We start from the raw sequence: 19,041 nt of genomic DNA, 5'->3' as shown, positions 1-19,041 counted from the left end.
AAAATGTGGTATTATAGTTAGTGCATTACAGATGCGGGTGTAGTTCAATGGTAGAACACCAGCCTTCCAAGCTGGATACGTGGGTTCGATTCCCATCACCCGCTTTTTTTGTTGCGATAAAGCACCGATTTCTTAGAAATTGGTGTTTTTTGTATACTGGAAAAATTCAGGAATAGCTGTTAATATGAAGAAAAAGCAAAGGAGCGATCGGGATGAAAGATTATGCAACAGGGATCCAGCATGTAGGAATTCCTACGAAGGATATGGATGCAACAAAAAAGTTTTATGAGGATCTGGGATTTGAAGCTGCGTTTGAGACAGTGAATGACGAAGCGAGGGTGTGTTTTCTCAAAATGTACAATCTGGTTATGGAAGTTTATGAGTCGGAGGATGCAGCAGGAAAAATCGGTGCCATTGAGCATGTTGCGATCGATGTCACAGATATTGAGCAGGTTTATAAGGAAATCTGCGATAAAAATATGAACACACTGCAGGACGAGATCCATTTTCTTCCATTCTGGGATAATGGTGTCCGTTTCTTCACGATCAAAGGACCGAATGAAGAGAAAATAGAATTCAGCCAGTTTCTGTAAGATCTACACAATTGGACAAATATGAAATGAAAACTCCCCGGTGGACCGCTAACCTCTATATATGAGGGGACGATCTGCCGGGGAGTTTTTTATTGCATTGTAATCAAAAAGACACTAGTTGTGTATTTATTGATTGATAGAATTATCCTTCAATCACTTTCCTGATTGCATCATACAGCTCATCATAAGTCTCGTATGCCGGGATTTCCGGGTATTCGGATTTGATGGCGTCGGTGCTCTTGAAGAGGAAGCCTGCTTTGCTTGCCTGGATCATGCCGAGGTCGTTGTGGCTGTCGCCGCTGGCGATGGTGTCGTAGCCGATAGACTGCAGGGCTTTGACCGTAGTGTATTTGGATTTCTCACAGCGCATCTTGAAGTCTGTGATCTCGCCGTTGTCTGCTACAACGAGAGAGTTGCAGAAGATAGTCGGGTAGCCGAGTTTTTTCATCAGAGGTCCTGCGAACTGAGAGAAGGTATCGCTGATGATGATTACCTGTGTCATTTCTCTGAGATTGTCGAGGAATTCTTTTGCGCCCGGAAGTGGATCAATCTTGGAAATTGTTTCCTGAATCTCTTTCAGTCCAAGATTGTGCTCTTTCAGAATATTGAGACGGTATTTCATTAATTTGTCGTAGTCCGGCTCATCTCTTGTTGTTCTCTTTAATTCCGGGATACCGGTTTCCTCTGCGAATGCGATCCAGATTTCAGGTACCAGTACGCCCTCAAGGTCTAAACAAACAATTTCCATAATAATTCTCCTCCGTTCTGAGGCGGCTTTAGCATTGTAATAAGGTGCCGCGTCTCTCTAAGTGTGTGTACAGACTTTATTATAGCCGAAAAATGTCGAAATCGCTATATATAATTTTGCAGAAAGAAAAATTAACAAAAACAATCGTTATCTGCGAACAGTTACAAAGAATCTCTATTGTATCTTCCTCAGGAATAGTGTTATGATAGAAACACTGGAAAAGAGAAAGGTATGGTGAAATCATATGAAACAGGAAAATTATATAAAGGGAATGGTCATGATCATTCTGTCGGCATTTTTCTTTGCCTGCATGAATGTCAGTGTCCGGCTGGCGGGTGATCTTCCTTCCGTTCAGAAGAGCTTCTTCCGAAATCTGGTAGCGGCTTTTTTTGCGGTTATTATCCTGGCAAAAAATCATGTTGTGCCGAAGGTACAGAAAGCATACTGGGGTCCGCTGATCATGCGATGTACATTTGGAACTCTGGGAATCCTGTGTAACTATTACGCGATCGATCATCTGCTTGTTGCAGACGCATCTATCCTGAACAAACTGTCCCCGTTCTTTGCAATTATCTTTTCATTTCTGATTCTGAAAGAAAAGATCACGCCGGTACAGGGGGCCTGCGTATTCCTGGCATTTATAGGATGCCTGTTTGTTGTGAAGCCGGGATTTCAGAATACGGCTTTGATCCCGGCACTGATCGGAGTCTGCGGGGGACTTGGCGCAGGAATCGCGTATACGATGGTCCGTGTACTTGGAACACATGGGATCAAGGGACCGATTATTGTATTTTATTTTTCTGTGTGTTCCTGCCTGTTTGTGCTTCCGTATCTGATTTTTAATTATGTCCCGATGACAGTTACACAGCTTGGAACGCTTCTGATGGCAGGTCTGTTTGCAGCAGGAGGCCAGTTTACGATCACGGCGGCGTATAGTTATGCACCAGCGGGCAAGATATCGATCTTTGATTACTCACAGATCATATTTGCAACACTTCTTGGATTTTTCCTTTTTGGCGAAATTCCGGACAAATACAGCTTTATAGGATATGGACTGATCATTCTGGCATCGCTTGGAATGTTCGTATATAACATGAGAGCAGCAAAGAAAAATTAATTCTTTGCTGCTCCTGTTATTTTTATGAGTGTTTTTCTCTGCGTAATTTCTCGATAAAGTTCTGAAGATGTGACATGGCAAGCTTCAGATTCTCAAGAGAGTAAGCGTAGGAAATACGGATGTATCCTTCGCCACATTTACCAAATGCGGATCCCGGAATAACAGCTACGTGTTCTTCACGAAGAAGTCTTTCGGCAAATTCTTCAGAAGTCAGACCGAATTCCTTGATTGACGGGAAAACATAAAAAGCACCAAAAGGTTCGAAACATTCCAGTCCCATCTCGCGGAAAGCGTGCATCAGGTAACGGCGGCGGCCATTGTAAGCCTCACGCATTTCCTGTACAGCTGATTCACCATTGCGGAGTGCTTCGATCGCTGCATACTGGCTGGTAGTCGGTGCAGACATGATTCCGAACTGGTGAAGTTTGGTCATCTGTTTGATAAGTTCAGCAGGTCCGCATGCATATCCAAGACGCCATCCAGTCATGGCGAAAGTCTTGGAAAAACCGTTCAGAAGGAGTGTACGCTCTTTCATTCCCGGAAGGCTTGCGATGGAAACATGCGGCTCATCGTAATAAGTCAGTTCTGCATAGATCTCGTCAGATACTACGATGAGATCATTCTCGATCACAACCTGGGCGATTTCTTCCAGTTCTTTACGTGGCATGATGGAACCGGTCGGGTTGTTCGGGAATGGCATGACCAGGATCTTGGTACGGTCAGTGATCGCTGCGCGCAGATCATCTGCGGTCAGGCGGAATTCGTTCTCAGCTTTGAGGTCGATAAATTTCGCCACGCCGTCTGCCATGACAGCACATGGCTCGTATGCAACGAAGGATGGCTGCGGGATCAGGACTTCATCTCCAGGTTCCAGCATGGCGCGCATGGAGAGGTCGATCGCCTCACTGCCGCCTACGGTTACAAGGATTTCACTCTTGGGATCGTAGGAAACTTTGTATTTGTTCTGTACATATTTGCTGATCTCCTGACGGAGTTCCAGGAGTCCGGCATTGGAAGTGTAGTATGTCCGGCCTTTTTCCAGGCTGTAGATACCCTCATCACGGATATGCCATGGAGTATCAAAATCAGGTTCACCGACACCGAGAGAGATTACGTCATCCATTTCACTTACGATGTCAAAAAATTTACGTATTCCAGATGGCTGGATGGCTGCCACCTTGTCTGCTACAAGTTTTCTCAAGGTGTCACCAGCATCCTTTCGTCTTTGATTTTCTGATCGAAGATCGTACCGTGGTCTTTGTATTTCTTCAGGATGAAGTGGGTTGCGGTACTTAAGACAGAATCCAGTGTGGACAGTTTGTCTGTTACGAACTGGGAAACTTCTTTGAGGGTTTTGCCTTCGAGAATGACCATCAGATCGTAGCCGCCTGAGATCAGATATACGGAACGGACTTCCGGATATTTGTAGATACGTTCTGCGATGGAATCAAATCCCTGGCCACGCTGTGGTGTTACACGCACTTCAATCAGTGCAGTGACCATTTCGGAGCTGGTCTTGTCCCAGTCGATCATGGTGTGGTAGCCGCAGATGATTTTTTCTTCTTCCATCTTGCGGATCTCATTTTCGACAACATCTGGTTCTGTGCCAAGCAGAATGGCGATCTCTTTGGAATCCATTTTGCTGTTTTTTTCAAGATAACTTAATATTTGTTTTCTCAAGATTATTTCCTCCAAAACTAAAATCACATAATCTGTTCCGGGATATTTCCGGAGATTATTTCTATCATACCACGTTCGACGGATTTTTTACAGTAAAAACGGGAAAAATACGAAGAGAGTTGAAATTGGATAAAAAAAGTAAAGTATTCAACTAAAAGTGTTTCTTTTCCAGAAAAAGGATGCTATAATAGAAGAAACAATGAAATGACAAAAGTCAAGGAGGCAGAAATTACAATGCAGATCACGAATGATATCTTATATGTAGGTGTAAATGATCACCAAGTAGACCTGTTTGAAGGTCAGTATGATGTGCCGAATGGAATGGCGTACAACTCTTATGTGATCAAGGATGAGAAGATCGCAGTTATGGATACTGTTGATGCAAACTTCACAAAGGAATGGCTCGATAACATCGCAGCAGTTCTGGATGGCGCGAAGCCGGATTACCTGGTAGTTCAGCATATGGAGCCGGACCATGCAGCAAATATAGAGAACTTTATGAATGCATATCCGGATACAACGATCGTGGCAAATACCAAGACTTTTGGTATGATGAAGAACTTCTTCAGAAACCTGGATCTTGAGGGAAGAACGCTTGAAGTTGGAAATGGTGAGTCCCTGACCCTTGGCAGACATGTGCTTACTTTCGTGTTTGCTCCGATGGTACACTGGCCGGAAGTTATGGTAACTTACGACAGTACAGACAAAGTTCTGTTTTCTGCTGACGGATTTGGTAAATTCGGCGCACTTGATGTAGAGGAAGACTGGGACTGCGAAGCACGCCGTTATTATATCGGTATCGTCGGCAAATATGGTCCGCAGGTTCAGAAGCTTCTCAAAGTGGCTGCAACTCTGGATATCCAGATCATCTGCCCTCTGCACGGACCGGTTCTGACTGAGAATCTGGGACATTATATTGAGAAATATGATATCTGGTCTTCTTATAAAGTAGAAGATGAGGGTGTTGTGATCGCATACACATCCGTTTATGGAAATACTAAGAAAGCTGTTGAAATCCTGGCTGAGAAACTGAAAGAAAAAGGCTGCCCGAAGGTTACTGTATTTGACCTTGCCAGAGATGACATGGCAAAGGCAGTTGAGGATGCATTCCGCTACGGTAAACTGGTTCTTGCAACCATTACCTACAATGCAGATATCTTCCCATTCATGAAGACATACATCGATCATCTGACAGAGAGAAGCTACCAGAACCGAACTATCGGTCTGATCGAGAACGGAAGCTGGGCTCCGAATGCAGCCAAAGTTATGCAGGCGAAATTCGAGAAGAGCAAGAATATCACCTGGCTGGACAACACAGTCAAGATCATGTCTTCCTTAAGTGATGAAAATATCGAAGAACTGGACAAGATGGCAGAAGAACTCTGCAAATAAAAAATACCCAGATACTAAAGAAGCCCCTGCGAAGTAAGGAAAACTTCGCGGGGGCTTTTTTTTAATTACTGGAGTTGCCTGAAGAAAGAAAAAATAATAAATAAACAAGCAATATTAAGGGGGTAATATTAAAGCTCCAGGATCAAAACCTGATAATTGTCAAGTGTTACAGTATTTCCGCTTACAGATACTTCCGGGTAGTTGTTGAGAAGTACTTTTTTGTATGCAGATGGAAGGACTGCACTCTGTGGTTCTTTCTGGAAGTTTCCGAGAACCAGGAGAGTTTTGTCGCCTTTTCGATAATAGGACATCAGATTGTGTTGTTCCTCAAGGTAAGGGATCAGTTTACCGTAAACGATGGTTTCTTTGTATTCTGGGTCTTTGCGCAGAGCGATCAGTGCTTTGTAGAAAGAGAATAAAGAATCCGGGTCATTTACCTGAGCTTCTACATTGATGTCTTTGTAGTTCGGGTTTACAGGAAGCCATGGAGTACCTTTGGAAAATCCTGCGTTTTCGGTGGTATCCCACTGGACCGGTGTACGGGCATTGTCACGGCTGTATCTGGAGACACAGGCGAGAGCTTCTTTTTCGGTGCAGCCGGCATCCAGGGCTACATGGTATTCATCGATGGAACTGATATCATCCACCTGGTCAATAGAAGTGAATGTCAGGTTTTCCATACCGATCTCCTGTCCCTGATAGATGAACGGCAGTCCGCGGAGCATGAAGTACATGGCAGCCAGGAATTTCTTGCTCTGGAGAGAAAGATCTCCGTCAGGAATGTAGTGGCTGACACCTCGCGGCTCGTCGTGGTTTTCGATGATATTGGACAGATATCCGATATCGCCGATACGTTTCTGAGAGTGGAAACAGCATTCCTTGTAATCTTCCGGTGTGATCTCTTTGTGGTCGTACCATCCGTTCGGACTTCCACCGAATACGGTCGTGGAGAAATCAAACATACTGGAAAAATATCCGTTGCTTCCGATGAAATCAGGAAGTTCTTCTTCCTTTTCATTGAAAACCTCACCTACAGAAAAAGCATCGTGTGGTTTGAAAGTATGGTCACGCATCTCGCCGAGGAATTCTCCGACACCGGTTGCATCCTCAAGCATATAGTGGATACTGGAAAGTCCGTCCGGGCGGTCAACCGGGTAATCTTTGAATGGAAGTTTTTTCTTGATATTGATGATCGCGTCAATACGGAATCCACTGACTCCACGGTCAAGCCACCAGTTGATGTTTTTGTAAACTTCCTCGCGTACTTCCGGGTTTTCCCAGTTAAGATCAGGCTGTTTTTTGTGGAAGACGTGGAGATACTGTTTGTCCGGATGTCCCGGGAGCGGTTCCCAGACTGAGCCTCCGAAATAACTTCTCCAGTTGCACGGGAGTTCTCCCTCTTTGCGGTCTTCGATGTAGAAGAAGTTTCCGTATTTTCCATCCGGATCCTCACAGGCTTTTTTGAACCATTCGTGTTCATCAGAGCAGTGGTTTACAACCAGGTCCAGGATGATGTACATATCGCGTTTTTTTGCTTCGGCAAGAAGATGGTCCATATCTTCGAGAGTTCCGAATGCAGGGTTGATGTCATAGTAATCTGAAATATCATATCCCTGATCTGCAAAAGGAGATGGATAACATGGAGAGATCCAGATAATATCCACACCGAGGTCTTTGAGATAATCTAATTTCTGTATAATTCCCGGAATGTCACCGATTCCGTCATTGTTTGAATCATAAAAACTTTTTGGGTAGATCTGATAGGCTACTTTGTCCTGCCACCATTTACGTTCCATAAGAAATTCCTCCTTAAATTCTGTACTTTATTATAATGGTCAGAGTGAAAAAAATCTTATGAGAATCTGACCAAAAACTACGATATTTTGACTTTTTACAGAATAACTATTGACAAATATTCTCATTTAGCATACGGTTAGTTCGTACGTACTGAGAAAAAGTATCATTACTGTTCGCTTCGCTCACAGTAATTTGGTCAAAATGCATTCCAAATCACCTTCGGTGATGGCATTTTGCCCCGTATGTCTCGGGATTTTGCCATATTCATGGCAAAACACCTCGCAGGATATTTCCTGTGAACAGTAATAAATATCAATAAAAACTAAAGAACAGAGGAAAGAAGAGGAAAGCAGATTATGACATCATTAAGAGAACTGCCGATCGGGAAAACCGCGACGATTCGCTCTGTCGGTGGCGAGGGGGCTTTGCGACAGCACTTTCTGGACATGGGTCTGATTCCGAAGGGTGATGTGACCATGGTGAAATATGCACCGATGGGAGACCCGATGGAACTTCGTATCCACAGTTATGAACTGACACTGCGTCTTGCAGATGCGGAAAAGATTGAGATTGAAAATATCCGTGATGCAAAAGAAACGAAACAGAAGCCAACGCCTTTGCAGAAGAAAGCAGCCGAGGCGATGCCGCATCCGGGACTTGGCGAGGGTGGAAAGTTCCATGAAAAGAAGGATGAACATCCACTGCCGGATCATGTACCATTGACATTTGCACTGGCGGGAAACCAGAACTGTGGCAAGACGACGCTGTTTAACCAGCTTACAGGATCAAGCCAGCATGTGGGAAACTTTCCGGGTGTTACGGTAGACCGTAAGGATGGAATGATCCGTGGCAAAAGCAATACACTGGTAACAGACCTTCCGGGAATTTATTCCATGTCACCGTATTCCAGCGAAGAGATCGTAACGAGGAATTTTGTTCTGGATGAGCACCCGAAGGGAATCATCAATATCGTTGATGCTACTAATATAGAAAGAAACCTTTATCTGACCATGCAGCTGATGGAGCTGGATGTGCCGATGGTCCTTGCATTGAACATGATGGACGAGGTGAGACAGAATGGAGGCTCTGTTCTGGTCAATCGCATGGAGGAAATGCTTGGAATTCCGGTCATACCGATCTCGGCAGCCAAGAACGAGGGTATTGACGAACTGGTAGAGCATGCGCTTCACGTTGCAAAATACCAGGAGAAACCACGGATCATAGATTTCTGTGATGCAAATAAAGACGGAGGCGCTGTTCATCGATGCCTTCATGCAATCATGCATCTGATCGAGGATCATGCACAGGCAGCAGGAATCCCGGTCCGTTTTGCAGCGGCAAAGCTGGCAGAGGGAGATCAGCTGATCATGGACAGCCTGAAGCTGGATCAGAATGAGAAGGAAACTCTGGAACACATCATAAAGCAGATGGAAAAAGAACGTGGACTCGATCGGGCGGCGGCGATCGCACATATGCGGTTTGATTTTATTGAGAGAGTCTGTGATGAAACGGTTGTCAAACCAAAAGAGAGTAAGGAACATCTTCGCAGTATGAAGATCGACCGGATTCTGACCGGCAAATATACAGCGATCCCGTGTTTCGTGGGAATCATGGGACTTGTGTTTTTCCTGACATTCAGTGTGATCGGAGCATTTCTCCAGAATCTGCTGGATATGGGGATCACGGCACTTGGAGGTATGGTGGACCGTTGGATGACGGCAGCGAATGTGAGCGATGTCATTCATTCTCTTGTGATCGATGGTGTGTTTAACGGAGTGGGAAGTGTCTTGAGTTTCCTTCCTGTTATCGTGACGTTGTTTTTCTTCCTCTCGCTTCTGGAGGACAGTGGATATATGGCACGGGTTGCGTTTGTGATGGACAAACTGCTTCGTAAGATCGGGCTTTCCGGCAGGAGCATCGTTCCGATGCTGGTCGGTTTTGGATGTACCGTACCGGGAGTTATGGCGAGCCGTACACTTCCGTCAGAGCGTGACCGTAAAATGACGATCATGCTGACACCGTTTATGAGCTGTTCTGCGAAGCTTCCGATCTATGCATTTTTTACAGCGGCGTTTTTCCCGGAACATGGAGCGATCGTGATGATCGCACTGTATTTTGGAGGGATCGTGATGGGAATCCTGATGGCACTTCTGATGCGCCGGACACTCTTCAGTGGAGAGGCGGTTCCGTTTGTTATGGAACTTCCGAACTATCGTATGCCGGGAGCAAAGAATGTCGGACATCTTCTCTGGGATAAGGCAAAAGATTTCCTGCAGAGAGCATTTACAGTTATTTTCGTCGCAACGCTTGTGATCTGGTTCCTGCAGACATTCAATGCGCATCTCAGCATTGTGGAGGATTCCAAAGACAGCATTCTTGCCATGGTGGCAAGTGTAGCGGCACCGATCTTCAGACCGATGGGATTTGGCGACTGGAGGATCTCCACAGCACTGATCACAGGATTTATGGCAAAGGAAAGTGTTGTTTCCACACTGTCTGTTCTGTTTGGAAATACAGCGACACTGCTTTCCTGTATTACACCGCTCTCAGCAGCAAGCCTTCTGGTGTTCTGTCTTCTGTATACACCATGTGTGGCAGCGATCGCTTCTATAAAGAGAGAACTTGGTGGCAAATGGGCAGTTGGTGTTGTGATCGGGCAATGCGTGATCGCATGGCTGGCAGCGTTTGTGGTCTATCTTGTGGGAGGATTTTTCTTCTAAAAGACATTAGTTGGTTATCTTTATACATAAGATTTATCTGCGGTGATGACTGACGTTCAGGGCAAGCCCCATTTCACCGAGAAGGAATACAATGGAAGTTCCTCCGTAACTGATGAAGGGGAGGGTGATCCCTGTGTTGGGGATCGTGTTGGTGACAACGGCGATGTTCAGGATGACCTGGATCGCCAGATGTCCCATGATCCCGGCAGAGAGAAGCGCACCGGAAAGGTCTGTACTGTGCATGGAGATCACACAGAGCCGCCACAGGAGCAGACCAAAAACAAGGATCAGGAGAATGGCTCCGGTGAGACCGAGTTCTTCGCAGATAATCGAATAGATCATATCATTCTGGGCTTCGGGTACGAAGCCCAGTTTTTGTATACTGTTACCCAGTCCCCGTCCAAAAAGCCCGCCGCTTCCGATTGCGTAAAGTCCCTGGATCGTCTGGAAGCCTTTTTCATATTTTTCAGGATCCCGCCAGATCGCAAGGCGCTCCAGACGGTAACTTTCTGCAGCAAGAAAAATGGCGATAAATCCAATGCCTGCACCGCCGAGAGCGATGAACTGGAGATAATGAGGTGACGATGCAAAAATCAGAATGACACCAATTCCGAGAATGATGATCGCGGTACTTAAGTTGTTGGAACCGACCAGGCCGACAATGGGAAGCAGGGTAAACATCGTCCGGCACATGAACCAGAATCCGTCCGTTTTTTTGCGGGAGCGGTCGATCTGCCAGGTCAGAAAAAGGACAACAGCGACTTTGGCAAATTCGGATGGCTGGAAAGAAAGAGGACCGAGATTCAGCCAGCGCCTGGAACCGTTGATCTCCTGTCCAAAGAGAAGCACGGCTGTTGAAAGAAGCATGGAAAGAAGATATGCTGCAGGGGCGAGCCGGACAAAAAAGTGATAATCTATACTGGAAACAAAATACATAGCACCCAGCCCGAGCGCAGAGGCAAAGAGCTGTTTTTTGAAGTAATAGGCAGAGTCATGGAAACGGACTCTGCCATTGTATTCGCTGGCACTGAGAAGAATGACAAGACCAAAAACAGTCAGGAGGATCACCAGGGTCAGCATGGTCATATCCATCCGGGAAGAAGCTTTTTGTTTGTCCCTTGGCATGACAGACTCCGAAAAGGCTTTTATCTAAAGATATAAAGAAAACAGGAAAAATATACCTCAGGGATTGTACGAAAGAGAGGCTTTTTATATTCTGCGAGGGGATTGACATGGTATGAGACGCGGTATATCATGTGCAAAAAGGGTAACAACAGTAAGAAAAAATCTGAAAACGAGGGACATTATGCAGGATAAAAAACTGCTCCAGATCGGAGAGGTGGCAAAAATTTTTCATGTCAGCATGGGGACTTTACGCCATTATGAGCAGGAAGGACTTCTGGAACCGGAGTATGTGGATGAAAAAACAGGCTATCGTTATTATGGAGTCCGTCAGCTTGAAGTGCTGAATACGATCCGTTATCTGCGGGTGCTGGATCTGCCGCTTTCGGAGATCGCGGAGTTTCTACATGACAGAGACACACAGGTGATGGAGGAGAAGTTGGTCCGGCAGAAAGAGATCATCGAGAAAAAAAGACAGGAGTTGGATATCATTGCAGGGAAGATCGACCACCGCCTGGAACAGCTTCGGGATGCGGTGAGTTCAGAACTGGATCAGATAAAAATGGTCTGTACACCGAAATGCAGGATCGCATGGATGAAAGATTCCCTGAAGCCGGAATCGTATCTTGATCTGGAAACTGCCATCCGCCGTCTGCAGAAAGGGCAGAAGGAGCCGCTGGCATTCTTGGGCAAAGTTGGCGTGGGGATTTCAGAAGAAAAATTAAAGAAGGACGATTTTCAAAGTTATGACCTTGTTTTTCTGAGACTTGATGAGGAAGATATTTACGAAGGAAAAACGGAGATTTTTCCAGAACAGAAATGCGTATCGATCCGTTTCTGCGGAGGGCACAATGCGGCACCGCAGTATTACAGGAGACTTCTGAAGTACATACGGGAACGGGGCCTTAAGATCGCCGGATTTTCCAGGGAGATCACGCTGATCGATTATGGAATGACGAATGATACGGACAAGTTTGTGACGGAGATCAGGATTCCTGTTGTGTGAGAGAGGAATACAGATAAAAATACAGAATTTGGGGAGACAGTGAAATGCTGGATATTGAGAAATTAGAGGAACAGTTATTTGAAATGCAGGATTTGAAGTACAGGGATTTCCACAGTAAACTTCTGCCGGGGACTGATAAGGAAACCCTGATAGGGATCCGTACACCGATGCTGCGTAAATTTGCCAAAGAATTTGCAAAGACACCGGAGGCAGAAGAATTTCTGCAGGTCCTTCCACACCGATATTATGAAGAAAATAACATGCATATGATGATCGTGACAGGGATCAAAGATTACGAAACCTGTCTTGCCGAAGTGAAGAAGTTTCTTCCATATATAAATAACTGGGCGACCTGTGACCTGCCAGCACCGAAATGTTTTGCGAAGCACAGAGAAGAACTTCTGCCGGAGATCAGAAGTTGGATCGCTTCCGGTGAAACTTATACGATCCGTTATGGGATCGGTCTGCTGATGAGTTTTTATCTGGACGAGGCTTTTGAACCGGAATACCTGGAACTTGCAGCAGGAGTCCGTTCGGAAGAATATTATGTAAACATGATGATCGCCTGGTATCTTGCCACAGCTCTGGCAAAACAATGGGAAGCGACCATTCCCTATCTGGAAGAACGGCGTCTCCCGGAATGGGTACACAGGAAGACAATCCAGAAAGCCGTCGAAAGCTACCGGATAACACCGGAACAGAAGGTATATCTGAAGAGCCTGAGATGAATCATGTGAATTGAGTGAAAACTTCTTGACTTCAAGTGTACTTGAAGTGATAATCTTCTATAAAAGCAATAAAATATATGCGCATATTGGGAGGTAAAAATCATGTACACTGCATCAAAAGACAGATATACAACTATGGAATACAGTCACTGCGGGAACAGTGGGCTGATGCTGCCGAAGGTGTCACTGGGGTTGTGGCATAATTTTGGGGATACTGCGAATTTCGAAAATATGAAGCAGCTTTGTTTTACAGCATTTGATAATGGGATCACACAGTTTGATCTGGCGAATAATTATGGACCGGAGCCGGGAAGTGCGGAGAAGAATTTTGGCAAGATCCTTAAGGAAGACCTGGGAATTTACCGTGATGAGCTGATCATTACGACAAAAGCCGGTTATGAAATGTGGGATGGTCCTTACGGAAACTGGGGGAGCCGCAAGTATCTTCTTGCGAGCCTGGACCAGAGCCTGAAACGTATGGGACTGGAATATGTGGATATTTTTTATCATCACAGAATGGATCCGGATACCCCGCTGGAGGAAACAATGGGAGCACTGGCAAGTGCTGTTCAGAGCGGTAAGGCACTTTATGTCGGACTTTCCAACTACGATGGCAAAACACTCAGTGAGGCGGCTGCCATCCTCAAAGACCTGCGCTGCCCGTTTGTGATCAACCAGAACCGTTATTCTATCTTTGACAGAACGGTAGAAAAGAACGGACTTAAGAAAACAACCGGCATCCTCAAGAAAGGACTCATCACATTCAGCCCGCTTGCGCAGGGACAGCTCACTGACCGTTATCTGAATGGCATTCCGGAAGACAGCCGTATCCGTACAGACGGAAGATTCCTTAAGGAAAGCGCTCTTGACGAACACAGACTTGATCAGATCCGTAAGTTGAACGATCTGGCAGCACAGCGTGGCGAGAAACTTGCAGACATGGCTCTTGGATGGCTCCTTCAGCAGAAGGAAGTGACCAGTGTACTGATCGGTGCATCCAAACCGCAGCAGATCCTTGACAATGTAAAAGCGATCAGCTGTGCACCATTTACGAAAGAAGAACTGAAGCTGATCGATGAGATCTCACTGAATTAAAAGAATAAGGAATGTTTACAAGAATCCCCCGCATACACTATAAAAACAGTGCCTTCGGGGGATTTTCCTTTGAAAGATTATATTGAAGAGCGGGCAGTGGAAGTAGCATGTTACATAATTGAGACCAGGGCAACGGTGCGGCAGGCGGCGAAAAAATTTGGGATAAGCAAGAGTACGGTGCACAAAGACTGTGCAGAACGTCTCAGAATGATCAATCCATCCCTGGCAATGGAAGTGAGGAAGGTCCTCGATGTAAACAAGCAGGAGCGTCATATCCGTGGGGGACTTGCTACGAAGGAAAAGTATCTGCATATGGTGAGATAATGTTGCGTATATAGAAATATTTGTACTAAATATAAGCGTGGTTTATATTTTTATACTATAATGCACCATAAAATAACAAAAGTGCAAAAAAGCATTGGCAGGAAGGTACACTTATGATGTTTCATGAAGAACTGAGAAAGAGCCTGGACGAAATGAACTGTACACAGAAAGAACTTGCTGAGGCGGGAAATCTGCCGGCCAGTACGGTAAATCGCTATGTTTCAGGAAAAAGAGTTCCGGAGCAGAGAAGTGAACAGTTAGAAAAAATACTCGATGGGTTGCAGATTTTAAGTAACAGAAAAAAATATACTGGATTTTCCAGAGAAAACTTTTATAAGATACTTGAGAAGCAGCTGGAAATAACTTCATTTGACTATGAGAGATTTCGCAAAAATCTGAATATGCTGATCGATACGCTTGAGATCAAAGTCAGCAAGATGACAAAGGAGCTGTATTACGAACCTTCCTATATTCAGAGAATCAAGAGCGGACAGAGGCGACCGGCAGATCCGGAGGATTTTGCAGGAAAGGTCGCGGCATATATTCTGGAACATCATATTGCGGACCGTACAGGGATCCGGCAGTTACTGGGAGTTGAGAAGGATAAGATCAGAAACGATGAAGAAGCTGTAAAAGCACTGGAGGAATGGCTGTGCACCGGAGAAGATCCACTGGTTGATCCGACAGATATATTTTTACGAAAAATAGATGAGTTTGATCTGAATGAATGCCTGCATAAGATTGATAAATCGGGAGAGTCCTATGTGACCCTCCCTTTTACGACACGAAAAATATATTATGGAAAAGAAGGAATGATGAAGGCAGAAATGAATTTTATCAGGCTGACGCTGGCTTCGGAATCTATGGAGCCGTCAATTCATTACAGCGATATGCCTGTTGAAAATATCTTCGGAAATCGGGAATTTTGTAATCGATGGATCGAGGGGCTTATGCTTCTGCAGAAAAAAGGTTTGAAACTGGTAGTTATCCATAATATGAGCAGATCGCTCCATGAACTTCTTCTTGGGATGGAAAAATGGATTCCGGTTTATATGGCGGGACAGATGGAGTCTTATTGTCTTTATCAGAGCCGGAGAAATAATTTTTGTAACGGGATCAGAGTTTCAGGTGCAGTTGCGCTGCGCGAAGGTGCGGTCAGGGGCTTCGATGAAGACAGCAAATACTATGTGACAGAAAAGAAAGAGGAAGTGGCTTATTACAATAAACAGATCCGAAATCTGATCTCAAGGGCAAATGTCCTGATGAAAGTGTACAGAGAAGAAAATAAACAGGAATTTTCCAGGTTTCTGCTGGAAGATCAGAAGGAGCAGGGAAAACGGAGAAATATCCTTCCGTCACTGCCCTTATACACAATGTCAGAAGCGACTTTAGATGAGATCATTTCCGAAAACTATTTTTCTTCTGAATTTATAAGAGAGCTGAAGTATTATTATCTGAACCAGAAAACAAGGGTGGAAGATATTTTGAAACACAGTGAAATGGAAAATGAAGTTGCCGTGCAGGAGGAGACGAATATTCAATTCTGTTTTATCCCGCTGGCAGGTATCTTTGGCGGTCAGGAATTATGGTATTCTGCAGATTTATACAAAAAACATCTTGAAGAAACGAGAAATTTTGCTGCCAGCCATACAAATTATATTCTGATCGAAAATTCTGCACCAAAATTCAGAAATCTTCAGGTATCCATTATGGATGAAAATTGGATTATGCTTTCCAAAACAAAAAATCCAACGATCCACTTTGTGATCCAGGAACCAAAACTCTGTAAAACTGTGTGGAAAATGATAGAGAAACGAAAGGCAAAAGAGAGTAGAGAATAAGACAAAAGCAGCTGGATCACAGCTGCTTTAATACGTTAAGTAAACGTGTATTATCTTCTGGCATCATGATGCAGAAGCGGATGAATTCTCCGTCAAGGCACTGGAAAGAAGCACAGTCACGGATCATGAGCCCTTCTTTGATGCAGGCTTCGAAGGCATCGGAAGAAGTAAGTCCCGGTTTCTGGATCTTGAGCAGGATAAAGTTTGCATACGCAGGATAAACTTTGTATGTTGGGAGTTCTTTCAGTTCTTTGTAAAGTTTGTCCCTTTCAGAAAGAATCAGATTTCTGGTCTTCTGGATATACTCCTGATCTTTGAACATTAATTCTCCGGCATAGGCACCAAGACTGTTGAGGGACCATGGTGTCTGTTTCTCTCTCATTTTGGCGAGAAAATCCATATTTCCGGTGACACCGTAGCCAAGACGCATTCCCGGTGCGGCATAGAATTTGGAAACGCCACGCAGAACCACGAGATTCGTAAATTCCTGTGTAAGCGGAACTGCGGTGATCTCATTGATATCCGGTGCAAATTCTACATAAGTTTCATCGATCATCACGAAAATATTATGCTTAGCACAGAAAGCGATCAGTTTACGGAGTTCATTCTGGGTAATCGCAGAGGAAGTCGGGTTGTTAGGATTACAGAGAATAAGGAAATCGTAACCATTTTCGAGCGTCTTGCAGAGATCATCAATATCCAGGCAAAAATCCCGTTCTTCCTGAAGATGATAATATTCCTGTGTGCTTCCGGAGAAAGAAAGTTCACGGGAGTATTCGGAATAAGTTGGTCCCAGGATCAGGGTATGCTTCGGAGCTCTTTCCTGGATCAACAGAGAGATCAGCTCGCTGGATCCATTTCCCGGGAGGATAAAGTCAGCCGGAATATTGCAGTATTCAGAAATTGTATTTCGAAGAGAAGTATAATTTCGATCCGGATAGGAAGAAAAAAGGTCAATATTTGAAGCCAGTGCATCCCTGACTTTGGATGAGAGTCCAAGCGGATTGACATTGGCACCGAATTTTACGATATCTTCTTTATTTAAATGATAGTACTCACATATTTTTTCTATGTCACTTCCATGAAAAACTATCTTTGTAGTCATAGCTGTACACTTCCTCGTATTTTTTTAGTCTTTTACTATCATAAAGCATTCCGGATCTATCTGCAAGTAGATAAACTTGCTTTTCAGGCGTATTTTGCATATAATAGTAGTCAGTTTTGTAGATAAACAGTTGGGGGGAAGAGAAATGCGATTACAAAAAGTACAGGATGCATTGGAAAAAAAGAATATCAAATATGAATACACAGAAGAAGACGGATGCGGAAGCCTTGATTTTATGTTCCGCGGCCTGAAATTCCATGTGTGGGAATATCATGATGGAGTCTGGGGAGCAGAGACCAATATTTATGAGGCTGGAAGAAGCCAGGATATTGAAGGAGATTATGAAGCGGAGATTTCAGCGGAGATCCTTTCCTGGCCGGATATGATCAGCAATTAACAGACAGGAGTCGGAAAACTATGAAACTAATAAATATCGCAGATGAGGGAGCGGGATACAAAGCACAGCTTTATGAATTGTATGACAATGCATTTCCGGAGCAGGAAAAAAAGCCGCTGCATGTAATGGAGCAGCTTGTCAATGACGGCAAAATGGAAATGCTTGCGATGGTGGATGAAGATGAGTTTGTAGGACTTGCCATCAATATGATCAGCGGGGATCGTGTGCTTCTGGATTACTATGCGATAGCACCGGAGAAGCGGAGCTGTGGCTATGGAAGTAAGGGGCTGGAAGTCCTTCTTGCGCATTTTGAGAACCAGAAATATATCTTTGAGATCGAGACACAGGATGAGAAAGCGGAAAATGCAGAGGATCGTAGACGGAGAAAAGCTTTTTACCTGAGAAATGGTCTGAAAGAGACCGGGCTGTCTGCGAATGTATATCATACAGATTTTGAAATCCTCACACCGGATGGGGAACTGTCTTTTCAGGAGTATGTGGATTTTCTGAGAGAAGTTCTGGATGAAGAGTATGTGCAGATGCTGCGTCCTACTCTGATTTCTGAGAGATAAAATAAACAAGGAACAAGGGGAGAGTTATGGGAGAACACATTGTTTTAGTCTATCTGGTTGTATGCTTTTTTGTATTTCTGGCAGGTTTTGTGGATTCGATCGCAGGCGGAGGCGGGCTGATTTCACTTCCGGCCTATATGATCGTAGGTCTGCCGGCGCATACAGCGATCGCAACAAATAAGATCAGCAGCAGTATGGGAACAGCAGTATCATCTTTTTATTATCTGCGTCAGGGATTTATGAAATGGAAGATCTGTGCACCATCCATTGTAGCGGCCTTTATAGGATCTGCACTTGGGGCAAGGATCACACTGATGATTGATGAGAAAGTACTGAAGATCGCCATGCTGATCGTGCTGCCGATCATTCTTTTTTATGTGCTTCGAAGCAAAGCACTACAGGAAAATCCAGATTACGAAGTGGTAGATAAAGTAACTCCGAATCTGATCATGAAATGTATCGTTATCGCATTTGCAGTTGGAATTTATGACGGAATCTATGGACCGGGAACAGGCACATTCCTGATGCTGCTTTTTACAGCTTTTTGTCATCTTTCTCTGCATGATGCGGCAGGGACAACAAAAGCGATCAACCTGACTACAAACATTTCGGCACTTGCAGTATTTCTGTTCAACGGGGCTGCGTATATTCCGCTGGGACTTGCAGCAGGGTGCTGTAATATGATAGGAAATTATCTGGGAAGCCATTGCTTTACAAGTAATGGAAGCAAGATCGTTAAGCCGATCATCGTGGTTGTGATCGTGATCTTTTTCATAAAAGTATTAACAGAATTGATAGGATAAG

The 19,041-nt window shown here is 44.5% G+C and carries 17 protein-coding genes, 1 tRNA gene and 1 pseudogene; 13 read left to right on the top strand and 6 right to left on the bottom strand.

What is annotated here, in order from left to right:
* Positions 1-33 precede the first annotated feature (33 nt).
* A tRNA-Gly gene (locus tag DXC01_RS13300) sits at positions 34-104 on the top strand.
* A 108-nt stretch (positions 105-212) separates the two neighbouring features.
* Complete coding sequence (locus DXC01_RS13295) at positions 213-593, top strand: VOC family protein (protein WP_118699085.1); 381 nt, start codon at positions 213-215, stop codon at positions 591-593.
* Between the two features lie 142 nt (positions 594-735).
* On the opposite strand, the gene thrH is transcribed toward DXC01_RS13295, so the two are convergent.
* Positions 736-1,341 (bottom strand): bifunctional phosphoserine phosphatase/homoserine phosphotransferase ThrH, encoded by a 606-nt coding sequence (thrH, locus tag DXC01_RS13290; RefSeq protein WP_118699084.1) that lies wholly within the window; start codon positions 1,339-1,341, stop codon positions 736-738.
* Positions 1,342-1,585: 244 nt separating this feature from the next.
* Here thrH and DXC01_RS13285 point away from each other — a divergent pair, with 244 nt between their 5' ends.
* Positions 1,586-2,458: a DMT family transporter gene (locus tag DXC01_RS13285; RefSeq protein WP_022213434.1), complete on the top strand. Its 873-nt coding sequence runs from the start codon at positions 1,586-1,588 to the stop codon at positions 2,456-2,458.
* Positions 2,459-2,480: 22 nt separating this feature from the next.
* Here the strand turns inward: DXC01_RS13285 and DXC01_RS13280 are convergent, their stop codons facing one another.
* Positions 2,481-3,659, bottom strand: coding sequence for an aminotransferase class I/II-fold pyridoxal phosphate-dependent enzyme (locus DXC01_RS13280; protein ID WP_118253868.1), 1,179 nt, complete (start codon positions 3,657-3,659; stop codon positions 2,481-2,483).
* Positions 3,656-4,138, bottom strand: coding sequence for an Lrp/AsnC family transcriptional regulator (locus DXC01_RS13275; RefSeq protein ID WP_022213432.1), 483 nt, complete (start codon positions 4,136-4,138; stop codon positions 3,656-3,658). The genes DXC01_RS13280 and DXC01_RS13275 overlap by 4 nt, the downstream gene beginning before the upstream one ends.
* Before the next feature lie 234 nt (positions 4,139-4,372).
* Here DXC01_RS13275 and DXC01_RS13270 point away from each other — a divergent pair.
* Positions 4,373-5,527 (top strand): annotated as a pseudogene (locus DXC01_RS13270) (FprA family A-type flavoprotein); the annotation flags it as partial.
* Between the two features lie 131 nt (positions 5,528-5,658).
* Here the strand turns inward: DXC01_RS13270 and DXC01_RS13265 are convergent.
* On the bottom strand, positions 5,659-7,326 hold the full coding sequence (locus DXC01_RS13265; RefSeq protein ID WP_022213430.1) for an alpha-glucosidase: 1,668 nt from the start codon (positions 7,324-7,326) through the stop codon (positions 5,659-5,661).
* A 357-nt stretch (positions 7,327-7,683) separates the two neighbouring features.
* On the opposite strand from DXC01_RS13265, the gene feoB reads away from it, so the two are divergent.
* A complete protein-coding gene (gene feoB, locus DXC01_RS13260; RefSeq protein ID WP_118699083.1) occupies positions 7,684-10,047 on the top strand; it encodes a ferrous iron transport protein B in 2,364 nt (787 codons plus the stop codon).
* 33 nt (positions 10,048-10,080) lie between these two features.
* On the opposite strand, the gene DXC01_RS13255 is transcribed toward feoB, so the two are convergent.
* A complete protein-coding gene (locus DXC01_RS13255) occupies positions 10,081-11,172 on the bottom strand; it encodes an FtsW/RodA/SpoVE family cell cycle protein (protein ID WP_118699082.1) in 1,092 nt (363 codons plus the stop codon).
* 181 nt (positions 11,173-11,353) lie between these two features.
* Between DXC01_RS13255 and DXC01_RS13250 the strand changes: the two genes are divergently transcribed.
* From DXC01_RS13250 to DXC01_RS13230, 5 genes are all read left to right on the top strand, one after another.
* A complete protein-coding gene (locus DXC01_RS13250; RefSeq protein WP_199705009.1) occupies positions 11,354-12,175 on the top strand; it encodes a MerR family transcriptional regulator in 822 nt (273 codons plus the stop codon).
* 44 nt (positions 12,176-12,219) lie between these two features.
* The gene (locus DXC01_RS13245; protein WP_199705007.1) at positions 12,220-12,903 is read left to right on the top strand and encodes a DNA alkylation repair protein; all 684 of its coding nucleotides are present in this window, start codon (positions 12,220-12,222) and stop codon (positions 12,901-12,903) included.
* A gap of 102 nt (positions 12,904-13,005) precedes the next feature.
* Positions 13,006-13,998 carry an aldo/keto reductase gene (locus tag DXC01_RS13240; protein WP_264466890.1) on the top strand — a complete coding sequence of 331 codons (993 nt, stop codon included), beginning with the start codon at positions 13,006-13,008 and terminating at the stop codon, positions 13,996-13,998.
* A 69-nt stretch (positions 13,999-14,067) separates the two neighbouring features.
* Complete coding sequence (spoIIID, locus tag DXC01_RS13235) at positions 14,068-14,322, top strand: sporulation transcriptional regulator SpoIIID (protein WP_022213424.1); 255 nt, start codon at positions 14,068-14,070, stop codon at positions 14,320-14,322.
* A 113-nt stretch (positions 14,323-14,435) separates the two neighbouring features.
* On the top strand, positions 14,436-16,163 hold the full coding sequence (locus tag DXC01_RS13230) for a helix-turn-helix domain-containing protein (protein WP_118699079.1): 1,728 nt from the start codon (positions 14,436-14,438) through the stop codon (positions 16,161-16,163).
* A 16-nt stretch (positions 16,164-16,179) separates the two neighbouring features.
* Here DXC01_RS13230 and DXC01_RS13225 read toward each other — a convergent pair whose 3' ends face one another.
* Positions 16,180-17,268, bottom strand: a complete 1,089-nt coding sequence (locus DXC01_RS13225; RefSeq protein WP_118699078.1) for a pyridoxal phosphate-dependent aminotransferase — start codon at positions 17,266-17,268, stop codon at positions 16,180-16,182.
* Between the two features lie 145 nt (positions 17,269-17,413).
* Between DXC01_RS13225 and DXC01_RS13220 the strand changes: the two genes are divergently transcribed.
* The 3 genes from DXC01_RS13220 to DXC01_RS13210 are packed head-to-tail and all read left to right on the top strand — an operon-like array spanning position 17,414 to position 19,040.
* Positions 17,414-17,665 carry a hypothetical protein gene (locus tag DXC01_RS13220; RefSeq protein WP_022213421.1) on the top strand — a complete coding sequence of 84 codons (252 nt, stop codon included), beginning with the start codon at positions 17,414-17,416 and terminating at the stop codon, positions 17,663-17,665.
* Between the two features lie 20 nt (positions 17,666-17,685).
* Positions 17,686-18,237 (top strand): GNAT family N-acetyltransferase, encoded by a 552-nt coding sequence (locus tag DXC01_RS13215; RefSeq protein ID WP_118253140.1) that lies wholly within the window; start codon positions 17,686-17,688, stop codon positions 18,235-18,237.
* Between the two features lie 26 nt (positions 18,238-18,263).
* The gene (locus tag DXC01_RS13210) at positions 18,264-19,040 is read left to right on the top strand and encodes a sulfite exporter TauE/SafE family protein (RefSeq protein ID WP_118253138.1); all 777 of its coding nucleotides are present in this window, start codon (positions 18,264-18,266) and stop codon (positions 19,038-19,040) included.
* The last annotated feature ends 1 nt before the right edge of the window (position 19,041 follow it).

It is taken from the genome of Blautia sp. OM07-19 (assembly GCF_003481595.1).
Classification (GTDB): Bacteria; Bacillota; Clostridia; order Lachnospirales; family Lachnospiraceae; genus Blautia_A; species Blautia_A intestinihominis.
The sequence above is the reverse complement of the archived record's forward strand: the minus strand, read 5'-3'. Positions and strand labels throughout refer to the sequence as shown.

What these genes read in the sequence shown, in the direction of transcription:
- DXC01_RS13295 (WP_118699085.1), top strand. Translation starts at nt 213, where the DNA reads ATGAAAGATTATGCAACAGGGATCCAGCATGTAGGAATTCCTACGAAG.
- thrH (WP_118699084.1), bottom strand. Translation starts at nt 1,341, where the DNA reads ATGGAAATTGTTTGTTTAGACCTTGAGGGCGTACTGGTACCTGAAATC.
- DXC01_RS13285 (WP_022213434.1), top strand. Translation starts at nt 1,586, where the DNA reads ATGAAACAGGAAAATTATATAAAGGGAATGGTCATGATCATTCTGTCG.
- DXC01_RS13265 (WP_022213430.1), bottom strand. Translation starts at nt 7,326, where the DNA reads ATGGAACGTAAATGGTGGCAGGACAAAGTAGCCTATCAGATCTACCCA.
- feoB (WP_118699083.1), top strand. Translation starts at nt 7,684, where the DNA reads ATGACATCATTAAGAGAACTGCCGATCGGGAAAACCGCGACGATTCGC.
- DXC01_RS13255 (WP_118699082.1), bottom strand. Translation starts at nt 11,172, where the DNA reads ATGCCAAGGGACAAACAAAAAGCTTCTTCCCGGATGGATATGACCATG.
- DXC01_RS13250 (WP_199705009.1), top strand. Translation starts at nt 11,354, where the DNA reads ATGCAGGATAAAAAACTGCTCCAGATCGGAGAGGTGGCAAAAATTTTT.
- DXC01_RS13245 (WP_199705007.1), top strand. Translation starts at nt 12,220, where the DNA reads ATGCTGGATATTGAGAAATTAGAGGAACAGTTATTTGAAATGCAGGAT.
- DXC01_RS13240 (WP_264466890.1), top strand. Translation starts at nt 13,006, where the DNA reads ATGTACACTGCATCAAAAGACAGATATACAACTATGGAATACAGTCAC.
- DXC01_RS13230 (WP_118699079.1), top strand. Translation starts at nt 14,436, where the DNA reads ATGATGTTTCATGAAGAACTGAGAAAGAGCCTGGACGAAATGAACTGT.
- DXC01_RS13225 (WP_118699078.1), bottom strand. Translation starts at nt 17,268, where the DNA reads ATGACTACAAAGATAGTTTTTCATGGAAGTGACATAGAAAAAATATGT.
- DXC01_RS13220 (WP_022213421.1), top strand. Translation starts at nt 17,414, where the DNA reads ATGCGATTACAAAAAGTACAGGATGCATTGGAAAAAAAGAATATCAAA.
- DXC01_RS13215 (WP_118253140.1), top strand. Translation starts at nt 17,686, where the DNA reads ATGAAACTAATAAATATCGCAGATGAGGGAGCGGGATACAAAGCACAG.
- DXC01_RS13210 (WP_118253138.1), top strand. Translation starts at nt 18,264, where the DNA reads ATGGGAGAACACATTGTTTTAGTCTATCTGGTTGTATGCTTTTTTGTA.